This window comes from Microbulbifer sp. (genome assembly GCF_051659245.1).
Lineage (GTDB): Bacteria > Pseudomonadota > Gammaproteobacteria > Pseudomonadales > Cellvibrionaceae > Microbulbifer.
The window spans coordinates 37,629-61,827 of the sequence record NZ_JBOFOC010000075.1 but is presented as its reverse complement, the minus strand read 5'-3'; the positions used below and the strand labels follow the sequence as shown (position 1 = coordinate 61,827).

22 protein-coding genes are annotated in these 24,199 nt (G+C 62.1%); 9 read left to right on the top strand and 13 right to left on the bottom strand.

Features of this window, described 5'->3' with window-relative positions:
• Window positions 1-58 precede the first annotated feature (58 nt).
• The 5 genes from ACRC0P_RS07795 to ACRC0P_RS07775 all read left to right on the top strand — a co-directional run bounded on the left by ACRC0P_RS07795 (window position 59) and on the right by ACRC0P_RS07775 (window position 4,347).
• A complete protein-coding gene (locus ACRC0P_RS07795) occupies window positions 59-703 on the top strand; it encodes a YceI family protein (protein ID WP_438629587.1) in 645 nt (214 codons plus the stop codon).
• A gap of 170 nt (window positions 704-873) precedes the next feature.
• Window positions 874-2,031: a sigma-70 family RNA polymerase sigma factor gene (locus ACRC0P_RS07790; RefSeq protein ID WP_438629585.1), complete on the top strand. Its 1,158-nt coding sequence runs from the start codon at window positions 874-876 to the stop codon at window positions 2,029-2,031.
• Window positions 2,032-2,114: 83 nt separating this feature from the next.
• The gene (locus ACRC0P_RS07785; RefSeq protein WP_438629583.1) at window positions 2,115-2,663 is read left to right on the top strand and encodes an acyloxyacyl hydrolase; all 549 of its coding nucleotides are present in this window, start codon (window positions 2,115-2,117) and stop codon (window positions 2,661-2,663) included.
• Between the two features lie 380 nt (window positions 2,664-3,043).
• Window positions 3,044-3,322, top strand: a complete 279-nt coding sequence (locus tag ACRC0P_RS07780; protein WP_438629619.1) for an ELM1/GtrOC1 family putative glycosyltransferase — start codon at window positions 3,044-3,046, stop codon at window positions 3,320-3,322.
• A gap of 44 nt (window positions 3,323-3,366) precedes the next feature.
• On the top strand, window positions 3,367-4,347 hold the full coding sequence (locus ACRC0P_RS07775) for a glycosyltransferase family 4 protein (RefSeq protein WP_438629581.1): 981 nt from the start codon (window positions 3,367-3,369) through the stop codon (window positions 4,345-4,347).
• Between the two features lie 304 nt (window positions 4,348-4,651).
• Here ACRC0P_RS07775 and ACRC0P_RS07770 read toward each other — a convergent pair whose 3' ends face one another.
• Entirely contained in the window at window positions 4,652-5,752 is a 1,101-nt protein-coding gene (locus ACRC0P_RS07770; RefSeq protein WP_438629579.1) for a glycosyltransferase family 4 protein, read from the bottom strand.
• A 203-nt stretch (window positions 5,753-5,955) separates the two neighbouring features.
• On the opposite strand from ACRC0P_RS07770, the gene ACRC0P_RS07765 reads away from it, so the two are divergent.
• Both ACRC0P_RS07765 and ACRC0P_RS07760 read left to right on the top strand, forming a co-directional pair.
• Window positions 5,956-6,858, top strand: a complete 903-nt coding sequence (locus ACRC0P_RS07765; protein WP_438629577.1) for a TraB/GumN family protein — start codon at window positions 5,956-5,958, stop codon at window positions 6,856-6,858.
• 217 nt (window positions 6,859-7,075) lie between these two features.
• Window positions 7,076-8,350: an OprO/OprP family phosphate-selective porin gene (locus ACRC0P_RS07760; RefSeq protein WP_438629575.1), complete on the top strand. Its 1,275-nt coding sequence runs from the start codon at window positions 7,076-7,078 to the stop codon at window positions 8,348-8,350.
• Window positions 8,351-8,451: 101 nt separating this feature from the next.
• On the opposite strand, the gene ACRC0P_RS07755 is transcribed toward ACRC0P_RS07760, so the two are convergent.
• The 4 genes from ACRC0P_RS07755 to ACRC0P_RS07740 form a co-directional block, all read right to left on the bottom strand.
• Complete coding sequence (locus ACRC0P_RS07755) at window positions 8,452-8,874, bottom strand: GNAT family N-acetyltransferase (RefSeq protein WP_438629573.1); 423 nt, start codon at window positions 8,872-8,874, stop codon at window positions 8,452-8,454.
• A 104-nt stretch (window positions 8,875-8,978) separates the two neighbouring features.
• Entirely contained in the window at window positions 8,979-9,377 is a 399-nt protein-coding gene (locus ACRC0P_RS07750) for a VOC family protein (protein WP_438629571.1), read from the bottom strand.
• A complete protein-coding gene (locus ACRC0P_RS07745; protein ID WP_438629569.1) occupies window positions 9,374-10,039 on the bottom strand; it encodes an RNA polymerase sigma factor in 666 nt (221 codons plus the stop codon). The genes ACRC0P_RS07750 and ACRC0P_RS07745 overlap by 4 nt, the downstream gene beginning before the upstream one ends.
• Window positions 10,040-10,096: 57 nt before the next feature.
• Window positions 10,097-13,675 carry an indolepyruvate ferredoxin oxidoreductase family protein gene (locus tag ACRC0P_RS07740; protein WP_438629567.1) on the bottom strand — a complete coding sequence of 1,193 codons (3,579 nt, stop codon included), beginning with the start codon at window positions 13,673-13,675 and terminating at the stop codon, window positions 10,097-10,099.
• A 241-nt stretch (window positions 13,676-13,916) separates the two neighbouring features.
• Between ACRC0P_RS07740 and ACRC0P_RS07735 the strand changes: the two genes are divergently transcribed.
• Entirely contained in the window at window positions 13,917-14,387 is a 471-nt protein-coding gene (locus tag ACRC0P_RS07735; protein ID WP_078085981.1) for an Lrp/AsnC family transcriptional regulator, read from the top strand.
• A gap of 316 nt (window positions 14,388-14,703) precedes the next feature.
• On the opposite strand, the gene ACRC0P_RS07730 is transcribed toward ACRC0P_RS07735, so the two are convergent.
• Window positions 14,704-15,216 carry a shikimate kinase gene (locus ACRC0P_RS07730; RefSeq protein WP_438629565.1) on the bottom strand — a complete coding sequence of 171 codons (513 nt, stop codon included), beginning with the start codon at window positions 15,214-15,216 and terminating at the stop codon, window positions 14,704-14,706.
• 115 nt (window positions 15,217-15,331) lie between these two features.
• Complete coding sequence (locus ACRC0P_RS07725) at window positions 15,332-16,054, bottom strand: acyltransferase (RefSeq protein WP_438629563.1); 723 nt, start codon at window positions 16,052-16,054, stop codon at window positions 15,332-15,334.
• A 72-nt stretch (window positions 16,055-16,126) separates the two neighbouring features.
• On the opposite strand from ACRC0P_RS07725, the gene ACRC0P_RS07720 reads away from it, so the two are divergent.
• On the top strand, window positions 16,127-16,744 hold the full coding sequence (locus ACRC0P_RS07720) for a class I SAM-dependent methyltransferase (RefSeq protein WP_438629561.1): 618 nt from the start codon (window positions 16,127-16,129) through the stop codon (window positions 16,742-16,744).
• Here the strand turns inward: ACRC0P_RS07720 and ACRC0P_RS07715 are convergent.
• The 6 genes from ACRC0P_RS07715 to ACRC0P_RS07690 form a co-directional block, all read right to left on the bottom strand.
• Window positions 16,673-17,788 carry a prenyltransferase gene (locus ACRC0P_RS07715; protein WP_438629559.1) on the bottom strand — a complete coding sequence of 372 codons (1,116 nt, stop codon included), beginning with the start codon at window positions 17,786-17,788 and terminating at the stop codon, window positions 16,673-16,675. The genes ACRC0P_RS07720 and ACRC0P_RS07715 overlap by 72 nt on opposite strands.
• Window positions 17,785-18,555: a class I SAM-dependent methyltransferase gene (locus ACRC0P_RS07710; RefSeq protein ID WP_438629557.1), complete on the bottom strand. Its 771-nt coding sequence runs from the start codon at window positions 18,553-18,555 to the stop codon at window positions 17,785-17,787. Before ACRC0P_RS07710 ends, ACRC0P_RS07715 begins: the two co-directional genes overlap by 4 nt.
• The gene (locus tag ACRC0P_RS07705; RefSeq protein WP_438629555.1) at window positions 18,555-19,937 is read right to left on the bottom strand and encodes a glycosyltransferase family 4 protein; all 1,383 of its coding nucleotides are present in this window, start codon (window positions 19,935-19,937) and stop codon (window positions 18,555-18,557) included. The genes ACRC0P_RS07710 and ACRC0P_RS07705 overlap by 1 nt, the downstream gene beginning before the upstream one ends.
• Window positions 19,938-20,472: 535 nt before the next feature.
• On the bottom strand, window positions 20,473-21,858 hold the full coding sequence (locus tag ACRC0P_RS07700; protein ID WP_438629553.1) for a glutamine synthetase family protein: 1,386 nt from the start codon (window positions 21,856-21,858) through the stop codon (window positions 20,473-20,475).
• Window positions 21,859-22,198: 340 nt separating this feature from the next.
• Window positions 22,199-23,548, bottom strand: coding sequence for an aspartate aminotransferase family protein (locus ACRC0P_RS07695; protein ID WP_438629617.1), 1,350 nt, complete (start codon window positions 23,546-23,548; stop codon window positions 22,199-22,201).
• 332 nt (window positions 23,549-23,880) lie between these two features.
• Window positions 23,881-24,189 (bottom strand): DUF6122 family protein, encoded by a 309-nt coding sequence (locus ACRC0P_RS07690; protein ID WP_438629551.1) that lies wholly within the window; start codon window positions 24,187-24,189, stop codon window positions 23,881-23,883.
• Window positions 24,190-24,199: the final 10 nt, after the last annotated feature.

Below are 24,199 nucleotides of genomic sequence, written 5' to 3'. Positions count from 1 at the left end.
TGCGACGGAAAATATTCTCCCCTATGATGGCACGCACACTTGTATAAAGGACCCCACCATGTATCGCCAACGGCTGTCGTTGCTCGCTCTATTGCTGTGCTTTATCTCTGCCGCGGCCAGTGCCGAAACCGGCCGCTACCGGATAGATTCCGCCACCTCCGACATCCACTGGCGCGTGTACCGCGCCGGGGTCCTCTCCGGGCTGGGGCACAATCACGTGATCTCTGCCAGTGACGTCAGCGGCAGCGTCCAACTGGAAGCGCCACCCCAGGAGTCCAGCTTCGAGCTGAACATACCGGTCGCGGCGCTGGTGGTGGACAGCCCGGCGCTGCGCAGCCGCTACGGCGAGGACTTCTCTGCACAGCCTTCGGCCAAGGCGGTCGCCGGCACCCGCGCCAACATGTTGGGCGATGCGCTGTTGAAAGGCGACCAGTTTCCCCGGGTGCAGCTCAGCGGCAGCACCGTGGTCAGCAATGGCCAACGGGTCGATATACCGGTGACCATCCGCATCCTGGGCCACAGTATTGCCATGCGCCTGCCCGCCACGGTGGAGTTCGACGGACGCCAGCTGCGCGCGCGGGGCCAGTTTACCCTGAGCCACCGGCAACTGGGGCTGCAGCCCTTCCGCGCCGCCCTGGGCGCGCTGCGGGTGGCCGAGAATATCGACTTCAGCTACGACATTCGCGCCAACCACACCGACTGATCCGCTCCCGCCGCCTCACGAACCGCCAAAACCTCCCAGTCACCCTTATCCAGGCGCAGAATTCCACATTCATCTATATTCAAGAGAACCGGACCACGAATTAGGCGCCAAACGGTCGCCATGACGGAGGTCCGCGAGTCAGTCGCACAGCCAACAGAAGGTCTACGCACTTGTCCCGAGAAAACTTTTACTCAAGGGATGAAGAATGGCTGAAGGACACAGACGAACAGTTCCCCCGGAACAATCTCCCGGAGGAACCCACCGGCCCCGATGCTCCCCCGGATACCGAGCCGCTCGACCCGACGGAATTATCCGCCGCCGAGGAGTCCGTCTCCGAGAGCAGCAGCACGCCGATGCAGACCTATCTCAAACATCTGTACCGGCTGGAACTGCTGACTCCGGAAGAGGAGCACACCACCACCTGCCTGCTGCGTGAACTGGAAGACAAGCTGATCGCCCTGCTGCAGAAGCGCGGCGTCGAGCTGGTACAGCTTCGCAGTGAAGGAGTGGAGCAGCGCGGCAGCACCGGCGCCTATGATCACGGCCTGATCATCGCCCGGGCCGAGGACCTGCTCGCCGACCGCAAGCTGCCGCAGCGCGATCGCAGCTCCCTGCAGAGCCTGCTGCGACGCTTCCAGGAGCAGCGAAAGAAACTGATCCAGTGCAACCTGCGCCTGGTGATCGCCATCGCCAAGCGCTTCCGCAACCCCTCGGTGCCCTTTATCGATCTGATCCAGGAGGGCAACGTGGGGTTGATGAAGGCGATCGAGCGCTTCAAGCCACAGATGGGTTACCGGTTTTCCACCTACGCCTACTGGTGGATACAGCAGGAGATCCAACTGGCCCTGCGCCGCAGCGACGATCTGGTGCGCCAGCCCGCCAATGTGCAGGATGACCTGCGGGCCATCTACCGCGCCATCGGCCAGGTGCGCGCTGAGGGCCTGCCCGCCTCGGACGAAAACCTGGCGAAGTACACCGGTCTCGACCGGGAACGGGTGCAGAGCCTGCTCAAGCTGCCCGGCCCCACAGGTTCTCTCGACGAACCGGTGACCGACGACCAGAACAGCACCCGCCTGGACTACGCGCCGGCGGACGAGCTCTTCAATACCGATGAATTGGTCACCAACCAGGAACTGGCCCAGCGCCTGCGGGAAGCCGTCGCGCGGCTGCCGGCGCGCCAGCGCACCGTACTCAACCTGCGCTACGGGCTCGTCTCAGACCGGGACTGTTCTTTCCGGGTTATCGGCGAGCAACTGGGTCTCAGCCAGGAGCGTGCGCGCCAGTTGCACTCGGATGCGCTACGGCAACTGAAGCGGCAGTGGCGGTGAGGGTGGTCAGCGGGAGAAATAAGTCTTGCCAATGGCGGATATCCCGCTAGGCTTACCGGTTTCGATTTAAATAGTGATAAGTCATGTATCGATTGCCGGCCGCCGCGCTGTTGTATGTCTTTTTAATCTCCTCTCCCGCCCATGCAGAACAGGAATTGATCGTCAGTGCCGGCAAGGGCCTGAACGATGCACTGATCCAGCGGGATTCCATCGCCAGCGCGGAAATGCTAGGGATTAACTATTCCTCCCGCTTCGCGGAATATGTAATCGGCGATAACAATTGGCAATGGTGGCTCCAGGGCAGCTACTCGCACCTGTGGGAGGAGCACCGCGGAGAAACCCAGCACCAGAATATCCTGGAGCTGAAACCGGTACTGCGCTGGTACCCGAAAGCGGAACCCCGGGGCTTTTTTGCCGAGGCCGGTGTGGGGGCCGCCTACCTGTCCAATCAAAGCTTCGGCGCAGTCGACCTCACCACCAAATGGAATTTCGCCCTGCACTTCGCCGGCGGCTACCGGCTGCGCGGCGGGGATGTACTGTCGCTGCGCTACAGCCATTTTTCCAACGGCTACACCAATAGACCCAATCCGGGTTTCGACTTCGCCTCGCTTAACTGGCATTTCAACTATTGATACTGACACCCGCCTCTCCCTGTAGAAGCGGCCGTTGGCCGCGATCGGCCTGTGGATTAAACCATCACTATTCGCGGCCAACGGCCGCTCCTGCAAGGCACAATCCATTCCGGCCCCGACCCCCGTCTCCACACAGTCATATTTCAATCAAACTCCTGTAACAAGGTCCGCGCAAAATACCTCGCATAACCGAGCGGGGTGACCATGAACTTGACAATATGGGCGTTGCGCGACGGCAATCGCGGCCATGAGAAGGAGGTGGACGGCCTGCTGCAAGGCCTCGCCAACCTGCAATCCATTTGCAGCTACGGGATTGACTGCCGCTACTCCACGGCACCGGCAGTGACTGGCTGCCCCGGTCCATCGCCGCCGCACGATAGATCTGGGTCAGCCCGGACAGCGCCTCCATGCTGTTTGAGGCCCTCAACAGCCATGCGGCCGTCGACGTGTTGGACCTGTGCCCGCGCGGGCGTTGCAACAAACTGCTGCGCGGTATCCACCAACTGAGCGAGTGCGGCGAAATCACCCCCTACCCCCAGTGGCAATTGCGCGGCTTCCCCAGCCAGAGTCGCGCGCCACTCAACGAGCACCTGCGCTGTGCCCGGCTGTTGCTGGAGCGCATGGCCCGGCAAACCAGCACCGGGTTGGCAACCATATGATCCAGGGTATTTGTCATCTTATCGCCAGCCGTGAACACGGCGGAATGGAAAAACACGTAGCGGATCTGTCCCGCTGGCAGGCGCACAACACCGGCGCCCGGGTATCGGTGATCGCCCATCCGCGTTACCGGGCCACCCTGGACGAGGCGGTGGATTTCATTCCGCTGAACACCGACCGCAGCCGTCACCACCCCACGCTGGTCTGGCGCCTGGCCAACCAGATCCGCGCCGGCGAATACCAGATCGCCCACGGCCACGGCAGCAAGTCCGCGCAGTTGCTCGCGGCGGTACAGAAATACACCGACGCACGTCAGGTAATCACCCGGCACAACGTCCGCCACCCCCGGGACAAGCTGGCCAGCGCCTTCAGCGCCCGCATTGCGGTCAGCCATACCGCGGTCGCCAATTCGCGCCTGTCCTGGAACATTATCCCCAACGGCGTCGACACCGCCGCCCGGGCCACGGCGCCGGTGGAGGTTCCCGGAACCGCGAGTTCCACACTGCTAGTGGCCGCGCGTCTGGTCAAACTCAAGGGAATAGATCTGTTGCTGCAAGCCATGCCGGAGCTTCCGGACACCCAGTTGATCGTACTGGGGGAAGGTCCGGAGAAGGAAAATCTGCAAAAACTCAGCGACAGCCTGCAACTGGGCAGCCGGGTGAATTTTATCGGTTACTCCGACCGGGTCAGCGACTTTATGCGCGCAGCGGATCTGCTGGTAATGACCTCCCGCAACGAGGGCGCTCCCTATACCCTGATCGAGGCATTGCTGAGCCACTGCCCTGTGGTGGCCAGCCGCGTCGGCAACGCCGGGGAATACATTCCCAACCAGTATCTCCTGGACGACCACGAGCCGGCCCACCTGGCGCAAAAGCTGCGCACGGCACTGCAGGACAAGCAGCGCCTGCGGCGGGACTTTGCCCCAATCTTCGCCCGCGCCGGCAGGGAGCTGACCCTGGACAATATGGCCAGGGCCACCTGGCAGGTGTACGCGCAACTGGTTTCCCGGTGCGCATCGTCATTCTGAATGACGGCGTCCCCGGCCATGTCAACCAGGCCCGGGGGCTGGCGGACTGGTTATGGGATTTATGGAGAGGGGGGCCATTGGCGAGCTGAACGCCGCTTATCGAAGCGGGAGGAACGGCGGAGTACAGGAAGAAATAATCAGCGCGGCGTCGGCGGTTAATCAGTCAATTGTGGGAATTGATCAACCCGCAGGCGGTAGAGTAGAAACGGTGCGCGCGGCACACCGTGCGAAGCCTGCGCGGAACTCTCCAGGGCCGGGTGGGTACCGCTCTGCGCCTGGAAGTATGAGAGTTCCAAACAGGCTCTCAGCCGGCACAGAGCTCTTGGTAGACCTCCAGCGTCTGCGACGTCATCTCTTCGAGACTGAAACCGGTAAAATCGATCGACTGCGGACGGTCGAGGATCTGCAGGCTCGTCTGCACCAGCGCATCCAGATCACCCCGCTCCACCAGCCCTTGGGGAAAACAGCTGTGCAGCACCTCCGACGGACCGCCGTCGTTGTAGGACACCACCGGGCAGTTCATCGCCAATGCCTCGGCAACCGTGCGCCCAAAGGGTTCCGGATGTTCGGACAGGTTGTAGGTGATCTGTGAGCTGGCATAGAGTTCGCGCATATCGCGGCGCTGGCCCAGGAACAACACCTTGTCGCTGAGCCCGAGTTCCAGGGCCAGTTGCTCCAGTTCCCGCGCGTACTTCTCTTTGCCCGTGTCCGCGGCACCCACCACCAGGCCGAACACGTCATCCCGCTGGCGGGAGACCGCGGCGAGCATCTGCAGGAAGGTGCGCTGGCCCTTCCAGGGAGTCAGGCGGGCGGGCATCAGCAGCCAGTTCTTACCCTCCAGTTGCGGGTAGTCATTGAGCAGGCGCAGCTGCCACTGGCCGGAGATGGGCGCACGGCGATCGAACTCCCGGGTATTCACCCCGCGGTGAATTACCCGCGGAGGAGTGCGCAGCTTCTTGCCGTAATGTTGCTGCAAATAATCCGCCACGCACTGGGATACGGCAATCACCCGCTCGCCGGAGGCCATGATCGCACTGTAGAAGTTCGCCGAGTAGAGACCGTGGGCAGTAGTCACCAGCCGCGGACGCCGCTCTTCCGGCATGCCCCGCCAGGCGAGCCAGGCAATCCACGCCGGCATACGCGAGCGCGCGTGCAATACATCCGGTTGCAGCTCCTCCAACAGACGCCGCAGGCGACCTACCAGGCGCAGAGACCAGAGCGACTTTTTGTGTACCGGCATGTCGATATGCCGACTGCCCCGCAGGGTCAGGCGCGGCACCAGTTCGCCGCCGTTGGAGATCACGATGGATTCATGCCCCAGCCGAACCAGTTCGTGGGCAAAATCCAGCGTGCCCCGCTCGACCCCGCCCCCGTTCAATTCGGGCAATATTTGTACGATTTTCATAGAGCTGCTTGTGCACTGCGGTGGCCCTTCAAGCGTCGTATTGTGATGGATTGGCGGTCGTTTGCCGAGCCGCAATACGCATTTTTGAAAACCGTTCCACCCCGCGGGATACGGCAAGAACTTCTCCACCGGCCCCCTGCGCAACTGCCCCGGCCGGGCGCCGTGCTAAGATGCCAATCAACAACGACAAAGGGAGACGCCAAATGACAAATTCGCGACAGTTCCGCTGCTTGCCACAGCTGTTTCTCAGCTTTTTCCTGCTGTTCGCCGCCGGCCTGGCCAGCGCGGCAAACGACCGGGGTGTTTTCTGGCAGGCGGAGAAGGACGGCCGCCGGGTTTACCTGCTGGGCTCGGTGCACCTGGCCACCACAGACTTTTACCCCCTGCGCGAGCAGATCGAACAGGCCTACGCGGACAGTGCGGCGCTGGTGGTGGAGGCGGATGTACTGGCCGCGGAGAGCGACGCCGCGCTGCAACAGCAGATTATGCAGGAGTCCCTCTACCCCGCAGGCCGGAGCCTCCGCGATGACTTGTCCCCCGATGTCTACCGCAAACTCCAGGATTGGCTGCGCAGCCGCCAGCTGCCGGAGCCCTTGTTTATCCGCCAGCGCCCCGCCATCGCCATGATTACCCTGAGTATGGTGGAAATGCAGTCCCAGGGGCTGGACCCCAGCCTGGGAATCGACCGCCACTTTCTCAAGCAGGCCAAACGGGACGAAAAAACCATCGTGGAACTGGAAGGCGTCCTGCAGCAGCTGCAATTGCTCAACAGCCTGGAGGACCCGGACCTGTTGCTGCGGCAGACCCTGGAACAGCTGGAAAAGATAGAAACCTTTGTGCCCAGAATGACCGGCGCCTGGAAAAAGGGCGATGCGGAACAGCTCTACCAGTTGGTGATCGGCGAGGGACTCGCCGAAAACCCGGAATTCCAGCCACTCTACGACGCGCTGTTTTTCCAACGCAATCGCGCCATGGCCGATAAAATCATCCGTACCAGTGAAAACCACGACTCCCTGTTTGTGATTGTCGGGGCCGGCCACCTGGTGGGAAAAGAAAGCGTGGTCGAGTTGTTGCAGAAAAAGGGTTTCAAATTGCAGCGGCTTTGACAGCTGCTACACTCGAAAGGCGCCAATAATATCCGGATATACTAACGGGGCGGAAGCAAAGAATACCCCTCTCCCGGGACACGGGCTGGGCGCCCCCCTTAAATACGTCCCTGTACGCTCGTAATCGGCATCCCTGCCTCATACGGTCCCGGGGGAGAGTGGGTATTCTTCCCTTCCGCCTTACTAGTAACTGCACAAGGCACACAGGGAGGTGTCGATGAACAAGCTGACTAAAATCAGTGCCTTGGCTGGTGTAATTTTGTGCAATCCGGCAGTTGCCGACAAGGCGGAAACCAAGGGCGGCCTCAAAATTACCTCCGACGACGGCAATTTCACCGCCGAGCTCGGCGGGCGGATTCACTTCGACACCTACCTCTTCGATCCGGATATCGAGGACCCGGTCAGCACCACGGAAGTTCGCCGCGCACGCCTGGTCATGAAGGGCAAGCTGTGGGAATGGGAGTACAAGCTGGATCGGGATTTCGCCTCCGACGGTACCGGCGGTTTAAGAGACGTCTATATCGCCACCAAGGTACTCGGCGGCAAGCTCACGATCGGCAACTTCAAACCCTACCGTTCGATGGACGAGCTGACCAGCTCCAACGAAATCACCATGATGGAGCGCTCTTTTGTCACTGCCAGCGGCATCTACACCGGCCGTTCCCGCCAGCAGGGCGTTGGCTGGCATAAATACTGGGACTGCTACACCTTCGGCGTTGCCGGATTCAATCTGCGCGACCCCGGTGACCCCCGCAACGAGGGTCTGGGAGCAGCCAGCCGCTTTACCTGGACGCCCGTCAACGACGACCTGGATACCCTGCACTTCGGCATCTCCCTCAGCCACGAGAATGCCAACCGGGATACCGAGCCCCTGGAAGCCGATGTGAGCTACGCCGGCCGGCGCGGCCCGCAACAACTGATAGCCCTCACCCCCGGCGGCGATATTTTCTTTTTTGGAGACTTCGGCGACGACGAATTCTTTATCGATGACGGCGGCGGCACGGTAAATGCCGCCGGCCTGGAACTGGCGGGAACCCATGGCCCCCTCTACGGGCAGGCCGAGTACGTCTATGCCGACTTCGACGGAAACTATTACCTGTCAGAACTTATCTTCGAGGACTTTTTTGGTGCCCCCGCCCCCTTTGCCTGCGATCCGGTGACCGGCTGCTTTATCGACGACCAGCGCGTGGATGCCTGGTACGTTATGGGCAGTTGGATAATCACCGGGGAACACAAGCCCTACAATGCCGGCAAAGCCGTTTTCAAATCCCCCAAACCGGAGGGGAAATACGGTGCCTGGGAACTCACCGCCCGCTACGACACCATCAGAAACAGGGACATTCACGACCTGAAGGCGAGCAGCTTGATTTTCGGCCTCAACTACTACGTCAATCCCCGGGTGCGCTTTATGATGAACGTCGTCCTTGGAGATGACGATTTTACCGGGGACAAGACCAAGCAGCTGGCGATACGGGCGCAGATGTACTGGTAACACGCTTCAACAGGGAATCGAAAACCGACAGCCTGCCCAGAGTTTCCCACAAACTTATCGGGCGTTGCCGAAAAATAACGCAACACAACCGGTTATTCAAACTAGAGGCCGGTAATGGAAAAATGGTGGCTGGCGATATTGAATCCTTCTCTCAGATAGAATCTGTGGGCTGGAAATCGCTGAACCCCGGAATCGAGATGCAACTGGCTACAATCAATTTCCTTTGCATACTCCTTGAGCCAGCTGATCAAGAATGTGCCAGCTCCGGAAGATCGATGCTCCTCATCAGTGACAAGGTCATCGACGTAGATATGCTTACCCCACGCCAGCTTTTGGCCGACAACAAACCCCGCCACGCATAGAACCTTGCCAACAGACGTGACATAGGCCAGTTGATAGCCGGATTTCTGCTGTAATTGAATCTGAGCCTTGAGGCTGTCCAAATTGTACTGAGGCCGGAGCTGCAAAAGAACCTCACCAACCCTATCCAATTCTCCTTCTGATGTTACCAGTTGAACATTCATAATCTCGTTTTCAGTTACGTTGTTACCTGTGATTCCTCACCCCAGAGGTGAAATGGCCCCGCCGCGAACGACGGGGCGCCGGCACATCCGCCGGGCATCCTCCACTATACCGGAGCCTCCAGTAAACGCGGCACAGCCTCGTCCTGGTACAGGGAAAGGGTATAGCCGTCGGGATCGAGGAATTCAGAGGACCATCCACCGGGGGCATGGCTCACGGGCGTAACAATGGTGGCCCCTGCCTCCGACAGGCCCGCCACCACGTCGTCGATACCGCCTTCAGCTAGATCGAAGACGATCATCGGCGAGTTGCCCGCGCGTACTTCTCCGAGAAAAAACAGCAGATCGGTATTGCCCGGAATGCAGGCCAGCAGCCAGGGGTTACCCTCGCCGTCGTCCGGCATCCTCAGAACATCCAGACCAATGGTATCGCGATAAAAAGCCTCGGTGCGGTCGATATCGGAAACGTAGTAGAGGATATTTCCGACGCGGGGGTTCTTGATCATACGGGGATCTCCTTGTGGTTACAGTGGTTACCACGATAAGTTGCCGCGCGGGGGGCTTTTGTGAGGTCGCTTTCGGAAATCAGGAACAGGTGCCCATCCGGGTCGTGGGCGCCCAGCCGGCCGCCGTGCCGCTCCAGGGAGTGCCGCAAGGCGCGGCGGAGACTGCCGTAGGCCAGTGGTCGCCACAGACCGGAAAAGTCAGAGGGGCGGGCGCCGCCGGCCCGGACCAGTTTACGCCGCAAAGCGGCGATGCGCTGCCGCAGGGTTGCATCGGACAACCCCAACAGATAGGAGATTTCACCACGGGTGTGGCCGGAGAGCACCAGTCTGGCTACGATCCTGAGCGCGGGCGAAAACCGGCTCCAGTCGATGCGGTCCGGCATGGACAGCGCTACTGCCCGCCCGGTCCGCTCCGCATAAGCGCTCTCCCGCGCGCGGCGCCGGGCCGCGCCGCGTGCGACTTCCGTCGCGCGATTGCGCAGCACCCCTACCAACCAGGCCATATTCGCCGGCTGCGCCATATCCGTGCGCCCGGCGGCAACCGCCTCCGCCAGTGCATCCTGCAGCAGGTCCTCCGCTTCTTCCCGGCGTCGGCTATAGCGCCTGGCGACGCCGCGCAGCCTCACCAGCGCCAAAGCCATATCACTGCTTACCCTATCCACCGGATTCTCCCCTGCTCCCTGCCTTCAGATGCGTCGCGGTGTCGCGCCCCGTGCCGATCAACCCACCTGCTGCGCATGGGAGGGGTCGAAAACCTCCACCGCCGGCACCGCTACGCCGGCCTTGGGATCGCGGAAACGGACCAGCGCCACGTCGCGAAGTTTGCGGGCCTTCAATACACTGGCTTCCTTGACCAGGCCGTAGCCACGAATGCCGTCCGGGTAGCTGAGCAGTTCGATGGCCGAGGCATGGTTTCCGGCGTTCAGCTTGCCGAGCACCTCGTCTACCAGTTGCTCGTACTCGCGGATCAGCGCACGCTCCATTTTGCGCTCGGCGGTGTAGCCGAAGATATCCAGCGCGGTGCCGCGCAGGATTTTCAGCCTGGCCAGCAGAGCGAAGGCCCTGTACATCCAGCCGCCGAATTTCAGCTTGCGCGGCCGGCCCAGGGCTTTGTCGAAGGGAGCCAGCAGCGGCGGGGCCATATTGAATTCCAGTTCGAAGTCGCCGGCCCCCAAATCACCAACAAAGTTTTCCTCCAGCGCCCTGGCGAAGCGGCCGTCGGTGTAGAGCCGGGCCACTTCGTACTCGTCCTTGTAGGCCAGCAGCTTGGCGTAGTAGCGGGCCACCACTTCCGCCAGAGCTTCGCTGCCGGGCACCTTGAGACTCTCCGCATCCTTGACCCTGTCCACCAGTGCCTTGTATCGCTGTGCCAGCTGCGCGTTCTGGTAGCCGGTAAGGAGTTCGACGCGGTGGGCCACGATTTCCTCCAGGGTGCGCGGCAGCTGCGCTTCCTCGTCCTGCACCAGCAGCGCATCCAGGGCTTCGCGGTTGGCGGCGGCCAGGCGGCCGGCGGCGAAGCCCTGCAGGTTGGCTTCCACGGCCACGCCGTTCAATTCAATGGCCTGTTGCAGGGATTCCAGGCCCAGCGGCAACAGGCCCTTCTGCCAGGCGAAGCCGAGCATAAAAATATTGGCCGCCAGCGTATCGCCCAGCGCGGCGCTGGTGAGCTTGTGCCCCTCCACCGCGTCCAGTTGCAGGACCGCCTGGCCCAGGGTGTCCAGCACCGCCTGGGGCGAATGGCTGTCCTCGCGGCCCAGTACCGAGGCGGCGGTTGGGCTCAGGTGTGTGTTGACCACCGCCCGGCTGTGGCTCTCGTCCAGCTTAGCCAGACAGGCGGCCAGGTTGCCGGCGGCGATCAGGTCGCAGGCCACCAGGCCGTCGGCGCGGCCGTCGGAAATACGCACCGCCTGGAGAGCTTCCGGCCGCGTGGCGAAGCGCACGTGGGAATAGACCGCCCCGCCTTTTTGCGCGAGGCCGGTCTGGTCCAGGGTGCTGCAGGCCTTGCCTTCGATATGCGCGGCCATCGCCAGCAGCGCACCGATGGTAACCACGCCGGTGCCACCGACGCCGGTAACCAGCAGATTGTAAGGTTCCGCCAACTGCGGAAGTTGCGGATCGGGCAGCCCGGCCGCCTCGGTGCGCAGCACGTCGCCCACACCGGCGCGTTTGTTCAGCCTGCCGCCCTTGATGGTGACGAAAGACGGGCAGAAGCCGTTGACACAGGACATATCCTGGTTACAGCCGGTCTGGTTGACGCGGCGTTTGTCACCCAGTGCGGTCTGGACTTTTTCCACCGCGATGCAACTGGACTGCTGCACGCAGTCGCCACAGCCCTCGCACACCAGTTCGTTGATAAACGGTCGCCCATCCGCCTTCGGCAGCAGGCCACGCTTGCGTTTGCGGCGCAGTTCGGTGGCGCAGGTCTGGTCGTAGATGATGACGGTGCAGCCCTCGGTCTCGCGCAGCTCCCTCATCACCACCGGCAGCTGGTCGCGGTGGCGGATTTCCACCTGGGCCGGGAATTTCAGCGCGCCCTTGTACTTGTCCGGGTTGTCCATCACCAGCACCACTTTGCGCACACCCTCCGCCAGCACCTGGCGGCAGATCATGTCGGGTCGCAGTTCACCGTCGTGGGGCTGGCCGCCGGTCATGGCCACGGCGTCGTTGAACAGAATCTTGTAGGTGATGTTCACCTGCGCCGCCACGGACGCGCGGATGGCGAGGAGGCCGGAGTGGAAGTAGGTGCCGTCTCCCAGGTTGACGAACACGTGTTTTTCGCTGGTGAACGGCGCCTGGCCCACCCAGTTCACACCCTCGGCGCCCATCTGGGTGAAAGTGTAGGTCTCCCGGTCCAGCCATTGCGCCATGTAGTGACAGCCGATACCGGCCAGGGCGCGGCTGCCCTCCGGTACCTTGGTGGAGCGGTTGTGCGGGCAGCCGGCGCAGAACATGGGCAGGCGCGACACGCTGGAACCGGCCTGCTGCGAGATGCGCTCGGCCAGTGCATCGAGGCGCGTCAGCCGGTGCCTGGCGCGCTCGCCCAGTTGCGCGCCGGTATGAGCCCCGCCGGACAGCAGCTTGCCCAGCACCTGCGCCACCACCGCCGGCGACAGCTCGCCGTACATGGGCAGCAGCGGGCGGTCGTACTCGTCCACCTTGCCGATAATGCGCGGGAAATGCGGGTCCTGCAGGTGGACGTTGTACAGCTCCTCTTTCAACTGCACTTCCATCAGGCTGCGCTTTTCCTCGAGCACCAGCAGGTAGTCCAGGTCGCGGGCGAACTCCTGGATGCCGGGCACGTCCAGCGGGTAGGTCATGCCCACCTTGAGGATACGGATTCCCAGCTCCCGCGCCTGCCGCTCGTCGATTCCCATATCCTCCAGGGCCTGCATCAGGTCCAGGTGCGCCTTGCCGGTGCTGACGATACCCAGGGTGGCGTCGGGGTTTTCCAGCACCACCCGGTTCAGCTTGTTGGCCCGGGCAAAAGCGAGGGCGGCCGGACGCTTGTAGCGCCAAAGGCGCTCTTCCTGCTCCAGCGGATTGTCCTGCTTGCGGATGTTCAGGCCGCCCTGGGGACGCTCGATCTCCGGATAGGTGAATTGCACCCGCTCGGGGTCCACGTCCACGGTGGCAGAGCTGTCCATGTTTTCCGCAAGAGTGATCATCGCCACCCAGCAGCCACTGAAGCGGGACAGCTCCAGGCCGTAGTGGCCGTAATCCAGTACTTCCTGCACCGTGGCCGGGTTGAGCACCGGGATATGCATGTCCACGAAGGCGAATTCGGACTGGCCGGGATAGGAGGAGGACTTACAGCCGTGGTCGTCACCGGCAATGATCAGCGCCCCGCCCTGGGGGGAGGAACCGGCGGCGTTGGCGTGGCGGAAAGCGTCACCGGAGCGGTCCACTCCCGGGGTCTTGCCGTACCAGATACCACAGACACCATCCACCTCGGCGCCGTCGAACAGGCCCACCTGCTGCGAACCCCACACGGCAGTCGCCGCCAGTTCCTCGTTGACACCGGGAACAAAGCGAATATTGTGCTGTAGAAGGAGTTTCTGTGCCCGGCTCAGCTGCTGGTCGTACCCTCCGAGGGGAGAACCGCGGTAGCCGGAAATGAAAGTGGCGGTATTGAGACCCCGGACCCGATCCATGCGCATCTGGTCGATGGGCAGACGCACCAGGGCCTGAATTCCGGATAGCAGTACCCGCCCCTTGAGGGTGGTGTACCGGTCATCCAGGGAAATCTGCCTGACCTGGGTGCCCGCCTCACGCCGGGGGCTCTCAACATACTCACTCATACCGCCTCTTCCGGTTATCTGCCTAGCTCGAAACTGATTTCGGACTACCAGTCATTATTTTATTCCGGCCTCTTGCCCTCCCGCTCTGGGCGACCGCAAGAAACACGGCCTTACCTGCGACAGGCTGGTCGGGTCATACTAGTGCGTTAAGCGCAACAGAACATTGCTTTATTTACGCATTTGTGCCTAAAATTATGATAGAAATCTCGACCAAATAACTATATATAGGATGGGGGTTTATATGAAGCGTTCGACAGACCTGGATGATTTCGATCGCAAAATTCTGCGGGCGCTGCAGGAGAATGCCGATTATTCCATGGCGGAACTGGGAGACAAAGTGGGCCTCTCCCACACTCCCTGTTGGCGCCGGATCAAACGCCTCGAGGCTGAGGGCATCATTCGAGGCCGAGTCACCCTGCTGGACCCCCGTAAACTCGACCTAGGGGTCACAGTATACTGCTATGTGACCATCCACAACCACGACGAGGAATCCCTCAACAGTTTCGAATCCGCCGTGCAGGATGTCCAGGAGGTGGTGGAATGCTACTCCACCAGCGGAGACAAAGACTATGTATTGCGCGTAGTGGTGGACAGCGTGGAACACTACGAGCAGTTACTCAAACGTTCGCTGGTACACCTGCCCAACGTGGCCTCCGTGAATTCCACTTTTGCGCTCAAGCAGGTGAAGTACACTACCCAGTTGCCGCTTTGATTTCGGGGCGTGGGGCTCGGGACTCGGGACCCGGGACCCGGGACAAGAATACCGGCACTTGATGCGAAGGCCCTGATACCGGGAGCCGTTCGAGAAAAGCGCCTGCGGCTGATAAACAGACCGATGAGGCTGTTGAACGAACGGCTACCGGTAGCAGGGCCGCCCGGGACCTCCCCTTCGGACCAGGGACTCGGGAAAGAATACCGGAGCCTGAAGCGAAGGCCCTGATACCGGGAGCCGTTCGAGAGACGTTTGCCGATGAGGCTGTTGAACGAACGGCTACCGGTAGCAGGGCCGCCCGGAACCTCCCCGCCTATCAACTCAGCGTTTCCAGCTCTTCCAACACCCGTCCCAGCACCTGCTGCAGATCCCTGCCGTCGCAGTCCACAGTGATATCCGCGTATTTCCGATACAGCGCCTCGCGCTCGGCAAACAACTCCTCGAAACTCTGCCCGGGCGCCTTGGCAATGCCCCGGCTCTCGTAGTTGTGGATACGGCGGCGCAATTCAGCCGCAGAGCAATGAAGAAAAACAACCGGGCCCAGGAGGCGCAGGTTGGCCATACCCTCCGCGCTGTACACCACGCTGCCGCCGGTGGCGATCACGTGGTTGGGCAGCTCGGCACTGGAAATCACCTCCCCCTCGATACGGCGCAGGTTCAGATAATCGCTCCCGTCTATGATTTCCTGCAGGGTCTTACCCTCCCGGGACTGGATCAGCAGATCGGTATCGACAAAATCCATCGCCAGCTCTTTGGCCAGCAACACCCCCAAAGTACTTTTGCCGGCGCCCGGCATACCGATCAGAACAACGCTTTGGTATTTTTTCATTTAAATCCGCTATCAACCACTTTTTGTGTAGGGTGGATAAGCGAAGCGCATCCACCACAGCCAATCGCCGGAGTTGGTGGATGCGCTTCGCTTATCCACCCTACTTTCAAAATTATCAGTCCCCCCGTCGCGGAAACAGCAGCGAACGCAGCCAGCCCCACAGAGAGTTGCCCTCCAGTAGCATTTTATCCAGTTCGTCCAGGTTGTGCGCCTGGCGAAAGGCATCGGCGAACAGAGCCTCACGGGTGATCATACGACGCCCGGGCTCGATCCGCTTGATCTCCCTGGCGGGGTTGCCGGCCACCACAGTGTTGGCCGGCACATCCCGGGTCACCACACTGCCGGCTCCGACGACAGAGTTGTCACCAATGCTGACTCCCTTGCACACAATCGCGCTGTCCCCCACCCAGACATTGTCGCCGAGACACACCGGGGCGGTACAGCGAAACGGGCGAGTACGATTGTACAGGCCGTGCCAGTCGGAGTCGGAGATATACACATTGGCGGCGATCATGCAGGCGTTGCCGATAGTAATCGACTCCGCCGCGGAGATACGCACTCCCGGAGAGATCAGCACAAAGTCGCCGATGGTGATCCATGCCTCGCCGCCCCGGTGGCCGAGCGTGGTGAGACGGATGCAGTTGTCCGGCGTGGAGATCAGGTGCGGATAATTCCCCAAGCGGATATTACCACCGAATACCTGCACCGAGGCCGGGTGCATGACTTCCGGCTCCCGGCCGACGGCATCGAATTGCGGCAGCAGAAAGTGGCGGGTGCGCCAGCGGCGAAAACGCAGCTGGCATTTTTTCAGCCAGTGGGGTCGGTGATCTTTGCGCATCGGCTTCGCATTGCTTTTCCGCCGGCGGCGGTTTACTGTTCGGGCACTTGAAAAAGCGCCAGTGGTATTTTCATGTCCCTCGAGCTACCCATCGATATTCACACCGTCAAAGGCTTTCTGGCCGCCAGCGAGGGCGAAGTGCTACACCACCTGGCCGTGGAAGCCTGCGGCCTGGGTGCCTGCCTGGAGGTGGGCAGCTACTGCGGAAAATCCACGGTATACCTGGCCTCCGCCTGCAAACTGGTGGACGGTGTGCTCTACGCGGTGGACCATCACCGCGGCTCCGAGGAACACCAGCCGGGCGAGGAGTACCACGACCCGGAACTCTTCGACGAAGACAGCCGGTTAATGGACAGCTTCCGAAGCTTTCGCGCCAATATCCGCGCGGCGCAACTGGAGGACTGGGTGGTTCCGGTAGTCGCTCCATCTTCGGTGGCCGCGAAGCGATGGAACACGCCCCTCGGCCTGGTATTTATCGACGGCGGCCATTCGCGGGAGGCGGCGACGACCGACTACCGCTGCTGGGCGCGCCATATCGTGCCGGGCGGCTACCTGGCGATTCACGATATCTTTCCGGACCCCGCCGACGGCGGCCAGGCGCCCTACGAGATCTACAATCTAGCGCTGGCTTCCGCCCAATTCGAGCTGGTGGAGACCGTCGACACCCTCGGTATCCTGCGCCGGATCTGACAACAGCTTCACGGAAGTGAACAACCCGCTGGCGGGGGTCAGGCCGGCGAGCGCATCCGCCGCCAGCAGCATAGCCCCCACCGTCCAGGTGGTTTTCTCCTCCGGCCAGATGGCGCTGTCCCGGTACACGTAGCCGGTCCAGTAGCCGCCATCTCCGTCCCTCCAGCGGTGCAGGCCGCGGTAGAGTTTCGCCGCGCGGCCGGCTTCGCCCGCCGCCAGCAGTGCCATGGTCAATTCGCAGGACTCCGCCACGGTAACCCAGGGCTCGTCGTTGACGCAGCGGCAGCCCAATCCCGCCACCACAAATTCATCCCATTTGTGCTGCAAACGCGTCCGCGCCGCGGCTGCGGAAAACACGCCGGCGAGCACCGGGTAAAACCAGTCCATGGAGAAGCGCGCCTTGCTTTCCCAGGTGCGGTCGAAACGCTGCGGCTTTTTCCTCAACGCCTCCCCGAGCTTTTCCCTGCCCCGCTCCCAGTGCGGCCGGCCGCAGCCGAGGCTGCGGGCGATATTGATACCGCACTCCAGGCTCTTGTAGATGGAGGAACAGCCGGTAATCAACGCATCCTCTTTGGGCTGCCCACCGGCATCCACCGCCCAGTGGATATCGCCGTGTTCCGTCTGCAGGCCCAGCACAAATTCCAGCGCCCGCTCCACGGTGGGCCAGTAGACGCGCAGAAAATTTTTGTCGCCGGTAATCAGGTAGTGATGCCAGACGCCGGTGGCGACATAGGCGACGAAATTGCTTTCGCGCCGCTCGCGATTGTGTATCCCGCCATCCTTATAGGCCACCCACCAGCTGCCGTCCGCCAACTGCCTCTCCGCCAGCCAGGCATAGGCCTTTTCCGCCGCGGCGTACTCGCCGGCCACACTCAGCCCCATGGCCGCCTCCACGTGGTCCCAGGGGTCGGCGTGGCCGCCGCGGAACCAGGGGATGCAGCCGTCCGCCTGCTGCTGCGAGAGGATATAGTCGGCACTGCGGCGTAAAAAATCCGCCGGAAAGAGTTGCGCGACAGGCTTGGCGGGCGTGGCGAACTCAGTCATGCGGCGGACTCCACGGCCAATACCGGAGTTTTCTGTTCCGGCAATGTCCCGACTGGCGGCTGGGGCGATTTGACAAAATACAGGACGATACTTTTTCCCAGCAGCGGATCGAGCAGTTTCTCCAGCAGCCGCGTAAGCCGGGGTTTCTGCATCAGGTCCCACACCAGCAGGCGGTGATAGACGGCCAGCAGCCGGGATTCGGGCCGGCGCCACAGGAGGCACTTGAGCCACCAGTAGGGGGCGTGCAGCGCGTGGGCCTTGTGGCGGGCAAAACAGAGATGCCCCAGCTTCTCGATGCTGCGGCGCAGCTCCCGCTCGCGAAAGATACGGATATGCCCACCCTCCACCTGGTGATATTCATCGCTCAAACGCCAGCAGACCCACTCGGGAAAAAACGCCGGCACACTCGCCGCGAACAGTCCCGCGGGTTTCAACACCCGGTCGATTTCCGCCAGGACCCCGGTGTAGTCCTCGATATGCTCCAGCACTTCGGAGCAGATCACCACATCGAAGCTGTTGTCGGCAAACGGCAGCTGCAGGCCGTTGGCCGCGCAGAGCAATAGGCGCCCGGGTGCCTGGACGCCTTCTGCAAATGGCTGTGCGCGCTCGCGTGCGGTTTGCACGTCGGCAAATTTCAGGTCGACACCCACCACGTCCACCGGTTCGGAAACCAGCAGATGAATCGCGTGGCGCCCCTCGCCACAGCCGAGGTCGAGCACTCTTTGTCCCGGCCGCAGGTTGAGTCTCTTCGGATCGACGGTGATCATCAGGCGGCCTCCGCACCGCGGCCATTATTGCTCCGCACCTTGCTCAGGGGAAATTCCGCGGACGGGTGCCGGCCCGGCACTTCGCGTCCGAGAATTTCCAGGTAGTAGTGCACCAGATGCTCGGCGGCCAGGCGCCAGGAAAAGTGCTGTTCGATGCGCTCCCTGCCCTTCCGACCCAGGGTTTCGCGCAGGGAGGCATCGGCGAGCAGGCGGTCGAGAGCTTTCGCCAACGCCCCGCTGTCACCAGCGGGCACCACCATGCCCGCATCGCCCACCACTTCCGGCAGCGCGCCGCCGTCGCTGGAAATCACCGGCGTCCCGCAGGCCATGGCTTCCCCGGCCGGCAGCCCAAAACCTTCATAGAGCGAAGGGCACACCACCACCGAGGCGCTCGCGTAATAGTCCACCATCTGCTGGCTGGAAATACCGGAAACAAACCGCACGACCGTTTGCAGCTGCAATTCGTTCAACAGTTGCTCCGTGGCGCCGCCCTCCTGCAGCCTCCCCACCACCAGCAGTTCCAGCTCGGGGTACTTTTTCCGCAGTGCCGCCAGCGCGTGCAGCAGAAAGCGCAGCCCCTTGAGGGGCTGGTCGGCGGAAGCGGTGGTCATGACGCGCAGAGGCGCGCGCGCGATTTGGGGCTGGGGACGAAAAATATCCGTATCGATACCGTTGTAGATCAACCGGATCTGATCCGGCGCCACCCCGAACTGCTCGACGATATCCCGCTGCGACTGTTCGGAGACCGTCACGATATGCCGCAGGCGGCGGGAAACCCGGATCTGCATGCGCAGGAAGTTATGCCAGCGGCGCACCAGCAGGCGGTAGCGCCAGTCCGGCGCCGCATCCAGGGCCAGTTGGCGGTCGCGGGTAATCGGGTGGTGAATGGTGGCCACCACCGGCAGGCCGTGCCGCTCGATCTGCAACAGCCCGTAACACAGGGACTGGTTGTCGTGCACTATGTCGTAGTGGCGGCCGTGTCTGCGCAGATACCTGGCCGCGCGCCGGCCAAAGGTGTAGGGCTCGGCAAAACCGCCGCTGAGCTTGCTCCACCACTCGAAAAAATCCGTCCAGGAGAGCAGATGGCGGAGGCGCAGGGCGCGGGTGGGATTCTTCTCTTCGAACAGGTTGAGGCCCGGCATTTTGATCAGCCGCACCCGCGGGTCCAGTTCCGGATAGGGCTGGCCGGAGATCACATCCACTGCGTGGCCGGCATCCACCAACGCTTTGCTGAGGTAATACAGGTAGACGCCCTGCCCGCCACAGTGGGGATGGCTGCGGTAGCCCAGCAGGCAGATTTTGAGCGGCCGTGGCGGCACGGCTCCAGTGGACTGTCTCGACAGTGCACCAGGACCGTCTGCAAAATTCTCCAAGGCGGTCATAACATTCCCGGATTGTTATTCGAAATGACTGCGGCCGTGCCGATGGGCGAAGAATACACGCTCGTTAAAATGACTGCCAGGGAGAAGTTGTTCGCGATGCGGGGGCGGACCCGAATGGCACTAAGTTAAGCGCGATTGGCCCGATGTAGGGTGGATAAGCGAAGCGCATCCACCACTCCAGCAGCCGGCTTCTGGTGGATGCGCTTCGCTTATCCACCCTACAAAAATGCCCGGCCCCCTTAACTTAGCGGCATTCGGGGCGGACCCAGGTCTCTGCGGGCCTGCGACCCGCGACCGCACTCCCGGGAGTCAGAAGCTGGATTTATAGCCCACGCCCAGGTGAGGAAGGAAAATTCCACAGGAAAAATCAAAAAAAATGCCCGCCACAAGGCGGGCCAGGTTTCTCGAACACACTTTCAGGAGGAGAGTCATAAGCGCACTGTGCGCTTAGCATTAGGTATAGCAGAGCTTCGCCGGCGGCCTCGGCGGTTTGTCGCTCCAGGCCTTTTTCCCGCGTGAAAAATGACGTCTTCCGTCACACGCGGTGCAGGTAGCTCTGGTATTCCACATCGGTGACGCGGGCGCCGATTTCCGCCACCTCCTGGCGCTTCAGCAATACGAAGATCTCTACGAACCGGGGGTCCAGATACTGCTGCCACAGTTGGCTGTGCTCGAAGCGCTGGAGCGCGGCTCCCCAGGTATTGATCAGCTTTTCGCTCTCCACCTGATAGGCGTCGCCCTCTACCGGCGCCGGTGCCTGCAGTGTATTTTCCAGGCCGTAACAGGCACCGGCGAGAATCGCGGCCAGCACCAGGTAGGGATTTACGTCGGCGCCGGCAATGCGGTGCTCGATACGCCGCGCGTCCGGGCTGCTGGCGGGCACCCGCAGTGTGGTGGTGCGGTTGTCGTAGCCCCAGCACAGGTTCAGCGGCGCGTGGGAGCTTTCCTGGAACCGGCGGTAGGAATTGGCATGGGGCGCGAACAGGGCCATGGAATCGTTAGCGGTGGCCAGCATGCCGGCAATGGCCTGGCGCAGCAGTTCGGAACCGGCGTCGCTGCCATCGTCGAAAACATTTTTGCCGTTTTCGTCGAGCAGGCTCAGGTGCACGTGCATGCCGTTGCCCGCCTGGTCGCCAAACGGCTTGGCCATGGTGCTCACACGATAGCCGTGGCTGCGCGCCACACCCTTGAGCAGGCGCTTGAACAGCAGTGTCTGGTCGGCGACTTTGACCGGGTCGGCGCTGTGCAGCAGGTTGATCTCGAATTGGCCGGGCGCGCACTCGGAGAGAATCGAGTCCGCGGGAATGCCCTGCGCCCCGCAGGCGGCTCGCACGTCGGCGAAGAAATGTCGCTGTGCGTCCAGTTCGGAGAGGTCGTACACGTCGGTGGAGGGCACCAGTTCGGCGTCGTTGTCGCTCACCGGGCGTGGCCGCGCCAGGTGGTCCACTTCCTCCCGCAGAAGATAAAATTCCAGCTCGGTGGCCGCCACCGCGGTGTAGCCCAGCTCCTTGAGCCGCGCCACTACCCGCTGCAGTTGTGCGCGGGGGTCGGCATAGAGCGGGGAGCCATCCGCCTCGCGCAGCTGCATGTGCAGCTGTGCCGTCTCCTCCCGGTGCCAGGGCGCCAGGGAAATAGGCGATACCGGCATACAGACGCCATCGGCGTCGCCGCTGGCGAAGACCAGTGGACTGTTTTCGATATCCCGCCCCCACACATCCAGGCTGACCGCGCTGCGCGGCATCTGCAGGCCGCCCTTCAACAGCTTGTGGGCCGCGTCCGCCGGCAGCCACTTGCCGCGGGGAATGCCGTTGATATCGAAAATGAAGCCCTCGATCCATTTGAGGTCGGGGTGCTCGCGCAGGAATGTTTCGGATTCCTGCAGTATTTCCGAAGGCGGCGCGAATTTTTTTTCCTTGGACATACATTGCCTTTGGTTTCGGGGCTTGGGTGGTTGGGGCCTGGGTGGTTGTAAACCGGGTCCGTGGCGGCCCTGCTGCCGGTGACCGTCCGCTCAACAGCCTTATCGGCAAACGTTTCACGGACGGCCCCCGGTAGCAGGGCCTTCGCTTCACCCTCGGTATTCTTTCCAGAGTCCAGGGGCCCGGTTGGTTTGGGGCTCCGTAGTAAATCGCCACAGGTATCGGATGTCGCGATCGCGGCCATGGGCGGATGGCCGCCCCGCCGCTCCTACACGGGGCGGAGCTGGAGTCCCGAGTCCCGAGTCCCGAGTCCCGAGTCCCGAGTCCCGAGTCCCGAGAATATTACGCCAACACCTTCGCAGTGTCGTCCAGCGCCCGGTGCGCCTTGTCCACCAGTTCATCCACCTGCTCGGTGGTAAGAATCAGCGGCGGCGCGATGATCATGGTATCGCCGGTGGCGCGCATCACCAGGCCGTTCTTGATACTCATATCGCGGCAGACACCGCCGGCGGTGCACTTGTCATCGAAGCGTGCGCGGCTGGCCTTGTCCTTCACCAGTTCCAGGGCGCCTACCAGGCCCAGGCTGCGCGCCTCGCCCACGATCGGGTGGTCCGCCAGTTCCGCCCAGCGTTTGGCCAGGTAGGGGGCGGTGTTGTCGCGCACATTGTCGATGATTTTCTCGTTGCGCAGGATATTGATCGTCGTCAGGCCGGCCATGCAGGCCGCCGGATGCGCGGAATAAGTGTAGCCGTGGGTGAACTCGCCGCCCTTGGTCTTGATCACCTCCGCCACCCGGTCGCCGACCATGGTGCCACCCAAAGGGAAGTAGCCATTGGTCACCGCCTTGGCGAAAGTCATCAGGTCCGGCTGCATGCCGTAGTAGTCGGCGCCGAACCACTCACCTGTGCGGCCGAAGCCGAAGATCACCTCGTCCATCACCAGCAGTATGTCGTACTGGTCCAGTATCCTTTTCACTTCCGGCCAATAGGTTTCCGGCGGGATGACCACGCCGCCGGCGCCCTGGATCGGCTCGGCGATAAACGCCGCCACATTCTCCGGACCCAGTTCCTGGATTTTCTCGTCCAGGCAGCGGGCGGCGTGGATGCCGAACTCCTCCGGGGACAGGTCGCCGCCCTCGCCGAACCAGTAGGGCTGCTGGATATGCTCGATATAGTCCAGCGGCTGGAATTGCTTTCGCATGCCATTCATGCCACCGAGGCTGGCGCCGCCGATGGTGGAACCGTGGTAGGCATTCTTGCGGGAGATGATGATGCGCTTCTCCGGCTGCTCTTTCAGGTCCCAGTAGCGGCGGATGATCCGCAGGTTGGTGTCGTTGGCCTCGCTGCCGGAGCCGGTGAAAAACACGTTGTTCATGTGCGCCGGGCTCACCTCCGCGAGGGCGTCCGCCAGCTCGATTGAGGGGATGGTGGTGCACTGGAAGAAGCTGTTGTAGAAGGGCAGCGTGTTCAGCTGTTCATAGATGGCATCGCTGATCTCCCGGCGGCTGTAGCCCAGGTTGCAGCACCAGAGGCCGGACATGCCGTCGAGCATCCGGTGGCCGTCGATATCGGTGATATAGGCCCCTTCGGCACCGGTGATCACCCGGGTGCCCTGCCTGCCCAGGTCGTTGAAATCGGTGAAGGGGTGCAGCAGGTGCTCGCGGTCGTGCTGTTGCAGTTGACTCTTGTCCATCATCTCGCTCCCGACTGTGCCGGCCGGGACGACAGCGATCCCGGCCCTCGAATTTGTGATCACATTTTAGTGTGAGGCGAGCCGGTTTCGCAACAGGAATTTGGGAATCGGGAATCGGGAATCGGGAATCGGGAATCGGGAATCGGGAATCGGGAATCGGGAATCGGGAATCGGGAATCGGGAATCGGGAAAAGAATACTGAAGCTTAACGCGAAGGCCCCCGGCAGCAGGGCCGCCACGGAACAGGCCGGCAGGGCCACCACCGAGCGGGCCAGCAGGGCCGCACCGTGCAGGCCAACAGGCGGAGGCGGGCTAAAAAGGCATTCTCTCGGTCACAAACCGCAATCCACCGCATCCAGCAGCATATGAGTGACCAGACCGATACCCAGCAGGCGCACCGGCTGCCAGGGCAGGAACATCATGGCGCCGTAGAGGGAGATGGGCAGCATCCTGTGCAGCGGGTGGAAGTTGATACTGCAGCGGTCGGGGGCATAAATGGGATCTGCCAGCAGGTGGTCCAGATCCACCAGGTTGGCGGCCAGCATTATCAGCGCCGCCCTCTTCCAGATGGGCCGGAAGAAAAACCAGGCGATGGCCACAGGCACCAGGATATGCAGGGCGAGATGGACATAGTTAAACAAAGTTAAACAC

What these genes read in the sequence shown, in the direction of transcription:
- ACRC0P_RS07735 (WP_078085981.1), top strand. Translation starts at nt 13,917, where the DNA reads ATGAAGCGTTCGACAGACCTGGATGATTTCGATCGCAAAATTCTGCGG.
- ACRC0P_RS07695 (WP_438629617.1), bottom strand. Translation starts at nt 23,548, where the DNA reads ATGGACAAGAGTCAACTGCAACAGCACGACCGCGAGCACCTGCTGCAC.
- ACRC0P_RS07750 (WP_438629571.1), bottom strand. Translation starts at nt 9,377, where the DNA reads ATGATCAAGAACCCCCGCGTCGGAAATATCCTCTACTACGTTTCCGAT.
- ACRC0P_RS07795 (WP_438629587.1), top strand. Translation starts at nt 59, where the DNA reads ATGTATCGCCAACGGCTGTCGTTGCTCGCTCTATTGCTGTGCTTTATC.
- ACRC0P_RS07740 (WP_438629567.1), bottom strand. Translation starts at nt 13,675, where the DNA reads ATGAGTGAGTATGTTGAGAGCCCCCGGCGTGAGGCGGGCACCCAGGTC.
- ACRC0P_RS07725 (WP_438629563.1), bottom strand. Translation starts at nt 16,054, where the DNA reads ATGCGCAAAGATCACCGACCCCACTGGCTGAAAAAATGCCAGCTGCGT.
- ACRC0P_RS07755 (WP_438629573.1), bottom strand. Translation starts at nt 8,874, where the DNA reads ATGAATGTTCAACTGGTAACATCAGAAGGAGAATTGGATAGGGTTGGT.
- ACRC0P_RS07785 (WP_438629583.1), top strand. Translation starts at nt 2,115, where the DNA reads ATGTATCGATTGCCGGCCGCCGCGCTGTTGTATGTCTTTTTAATCTCC.
- ACRC0P_RS07705 (WP_438629555.1), bottom strand. Translation starts at nt 19,937, where the DNA reads ATGACCGCCTTGGAGAATTTTGCAGACGGTCCTGGTGCACTGTCGAGA.
- ACRC0P_RS07765 (WP_438629577.1), top strand. Translation starts at nt 5,956, where the DNA reads ATGACAAATTCGCGACAGTTCCGCTGCTTGCCACAGCTGTTTCTCAGC.
- ACRC0P_RS07770 (WP_438629579.1), bottom strand. Translation starts at nt 5,752, where the DNA reads ATGAAAATCGTACAAATATTGCCCGAATTGAACGGGGGCGGGGTCGAG.
- ACRC0P_RS07730 (WP_438629565.1), bottom strand. Translation starts at nt 15,216, where the DNA reads ATGAAAAAATACCAAAGCGTTGTTCTGATCGGTATGCCGGGCGCCGGC.
- ACRC0P_RS07700 (WP_438629553.1), bottom strand. Translation starts at nt 21,858, where the DNA reads ATGTCCAAGGAAAAAAAATTCGCGCCGCCTTCGGAAATACTGCAGGAA.
- ACRC0P_RS07760 (WP_438629575.1), top strand. Translation starts at nt 7,076, where the DNA reads ATGAACAAGCTGACTAAAATCAGTGCCTTGGCTGGTGTAATTTTGTGC.
- ACRC0P_RS07775 (WP_438629581.1), top strand. Translation starts at nt 3,367, where the DNA reads ATGGAAAAACACGTAGCGGATCTGTCCCGCTGGCAGGCGCACAACACC.
- ACRC0P_RS07720 (WP_438629561.1), top strand. Translation starts at nt 16,127, where the DNA reads ATGTCCCTCGAGCTACCCATCGATATTCACACCGTCAAAGGCTTTCTG.
- ACRC0P_RS07715 (WP_438629559.1), bottom strand. Translation starts at nt 17,788, where the DNA reads ATGACTGAGTTCGCCACGCCCGCCAAGCCTGTCGCGCAACTCTTTCCG.
- ACRC0P_RS07710 (WP_438629557.1), bottom strand. Translation starts at nt 18,555, where the DNA reads ATGATCACCGTCGATCCGAAGAGACTCAACCTGCGGCCGGGACAAAGA.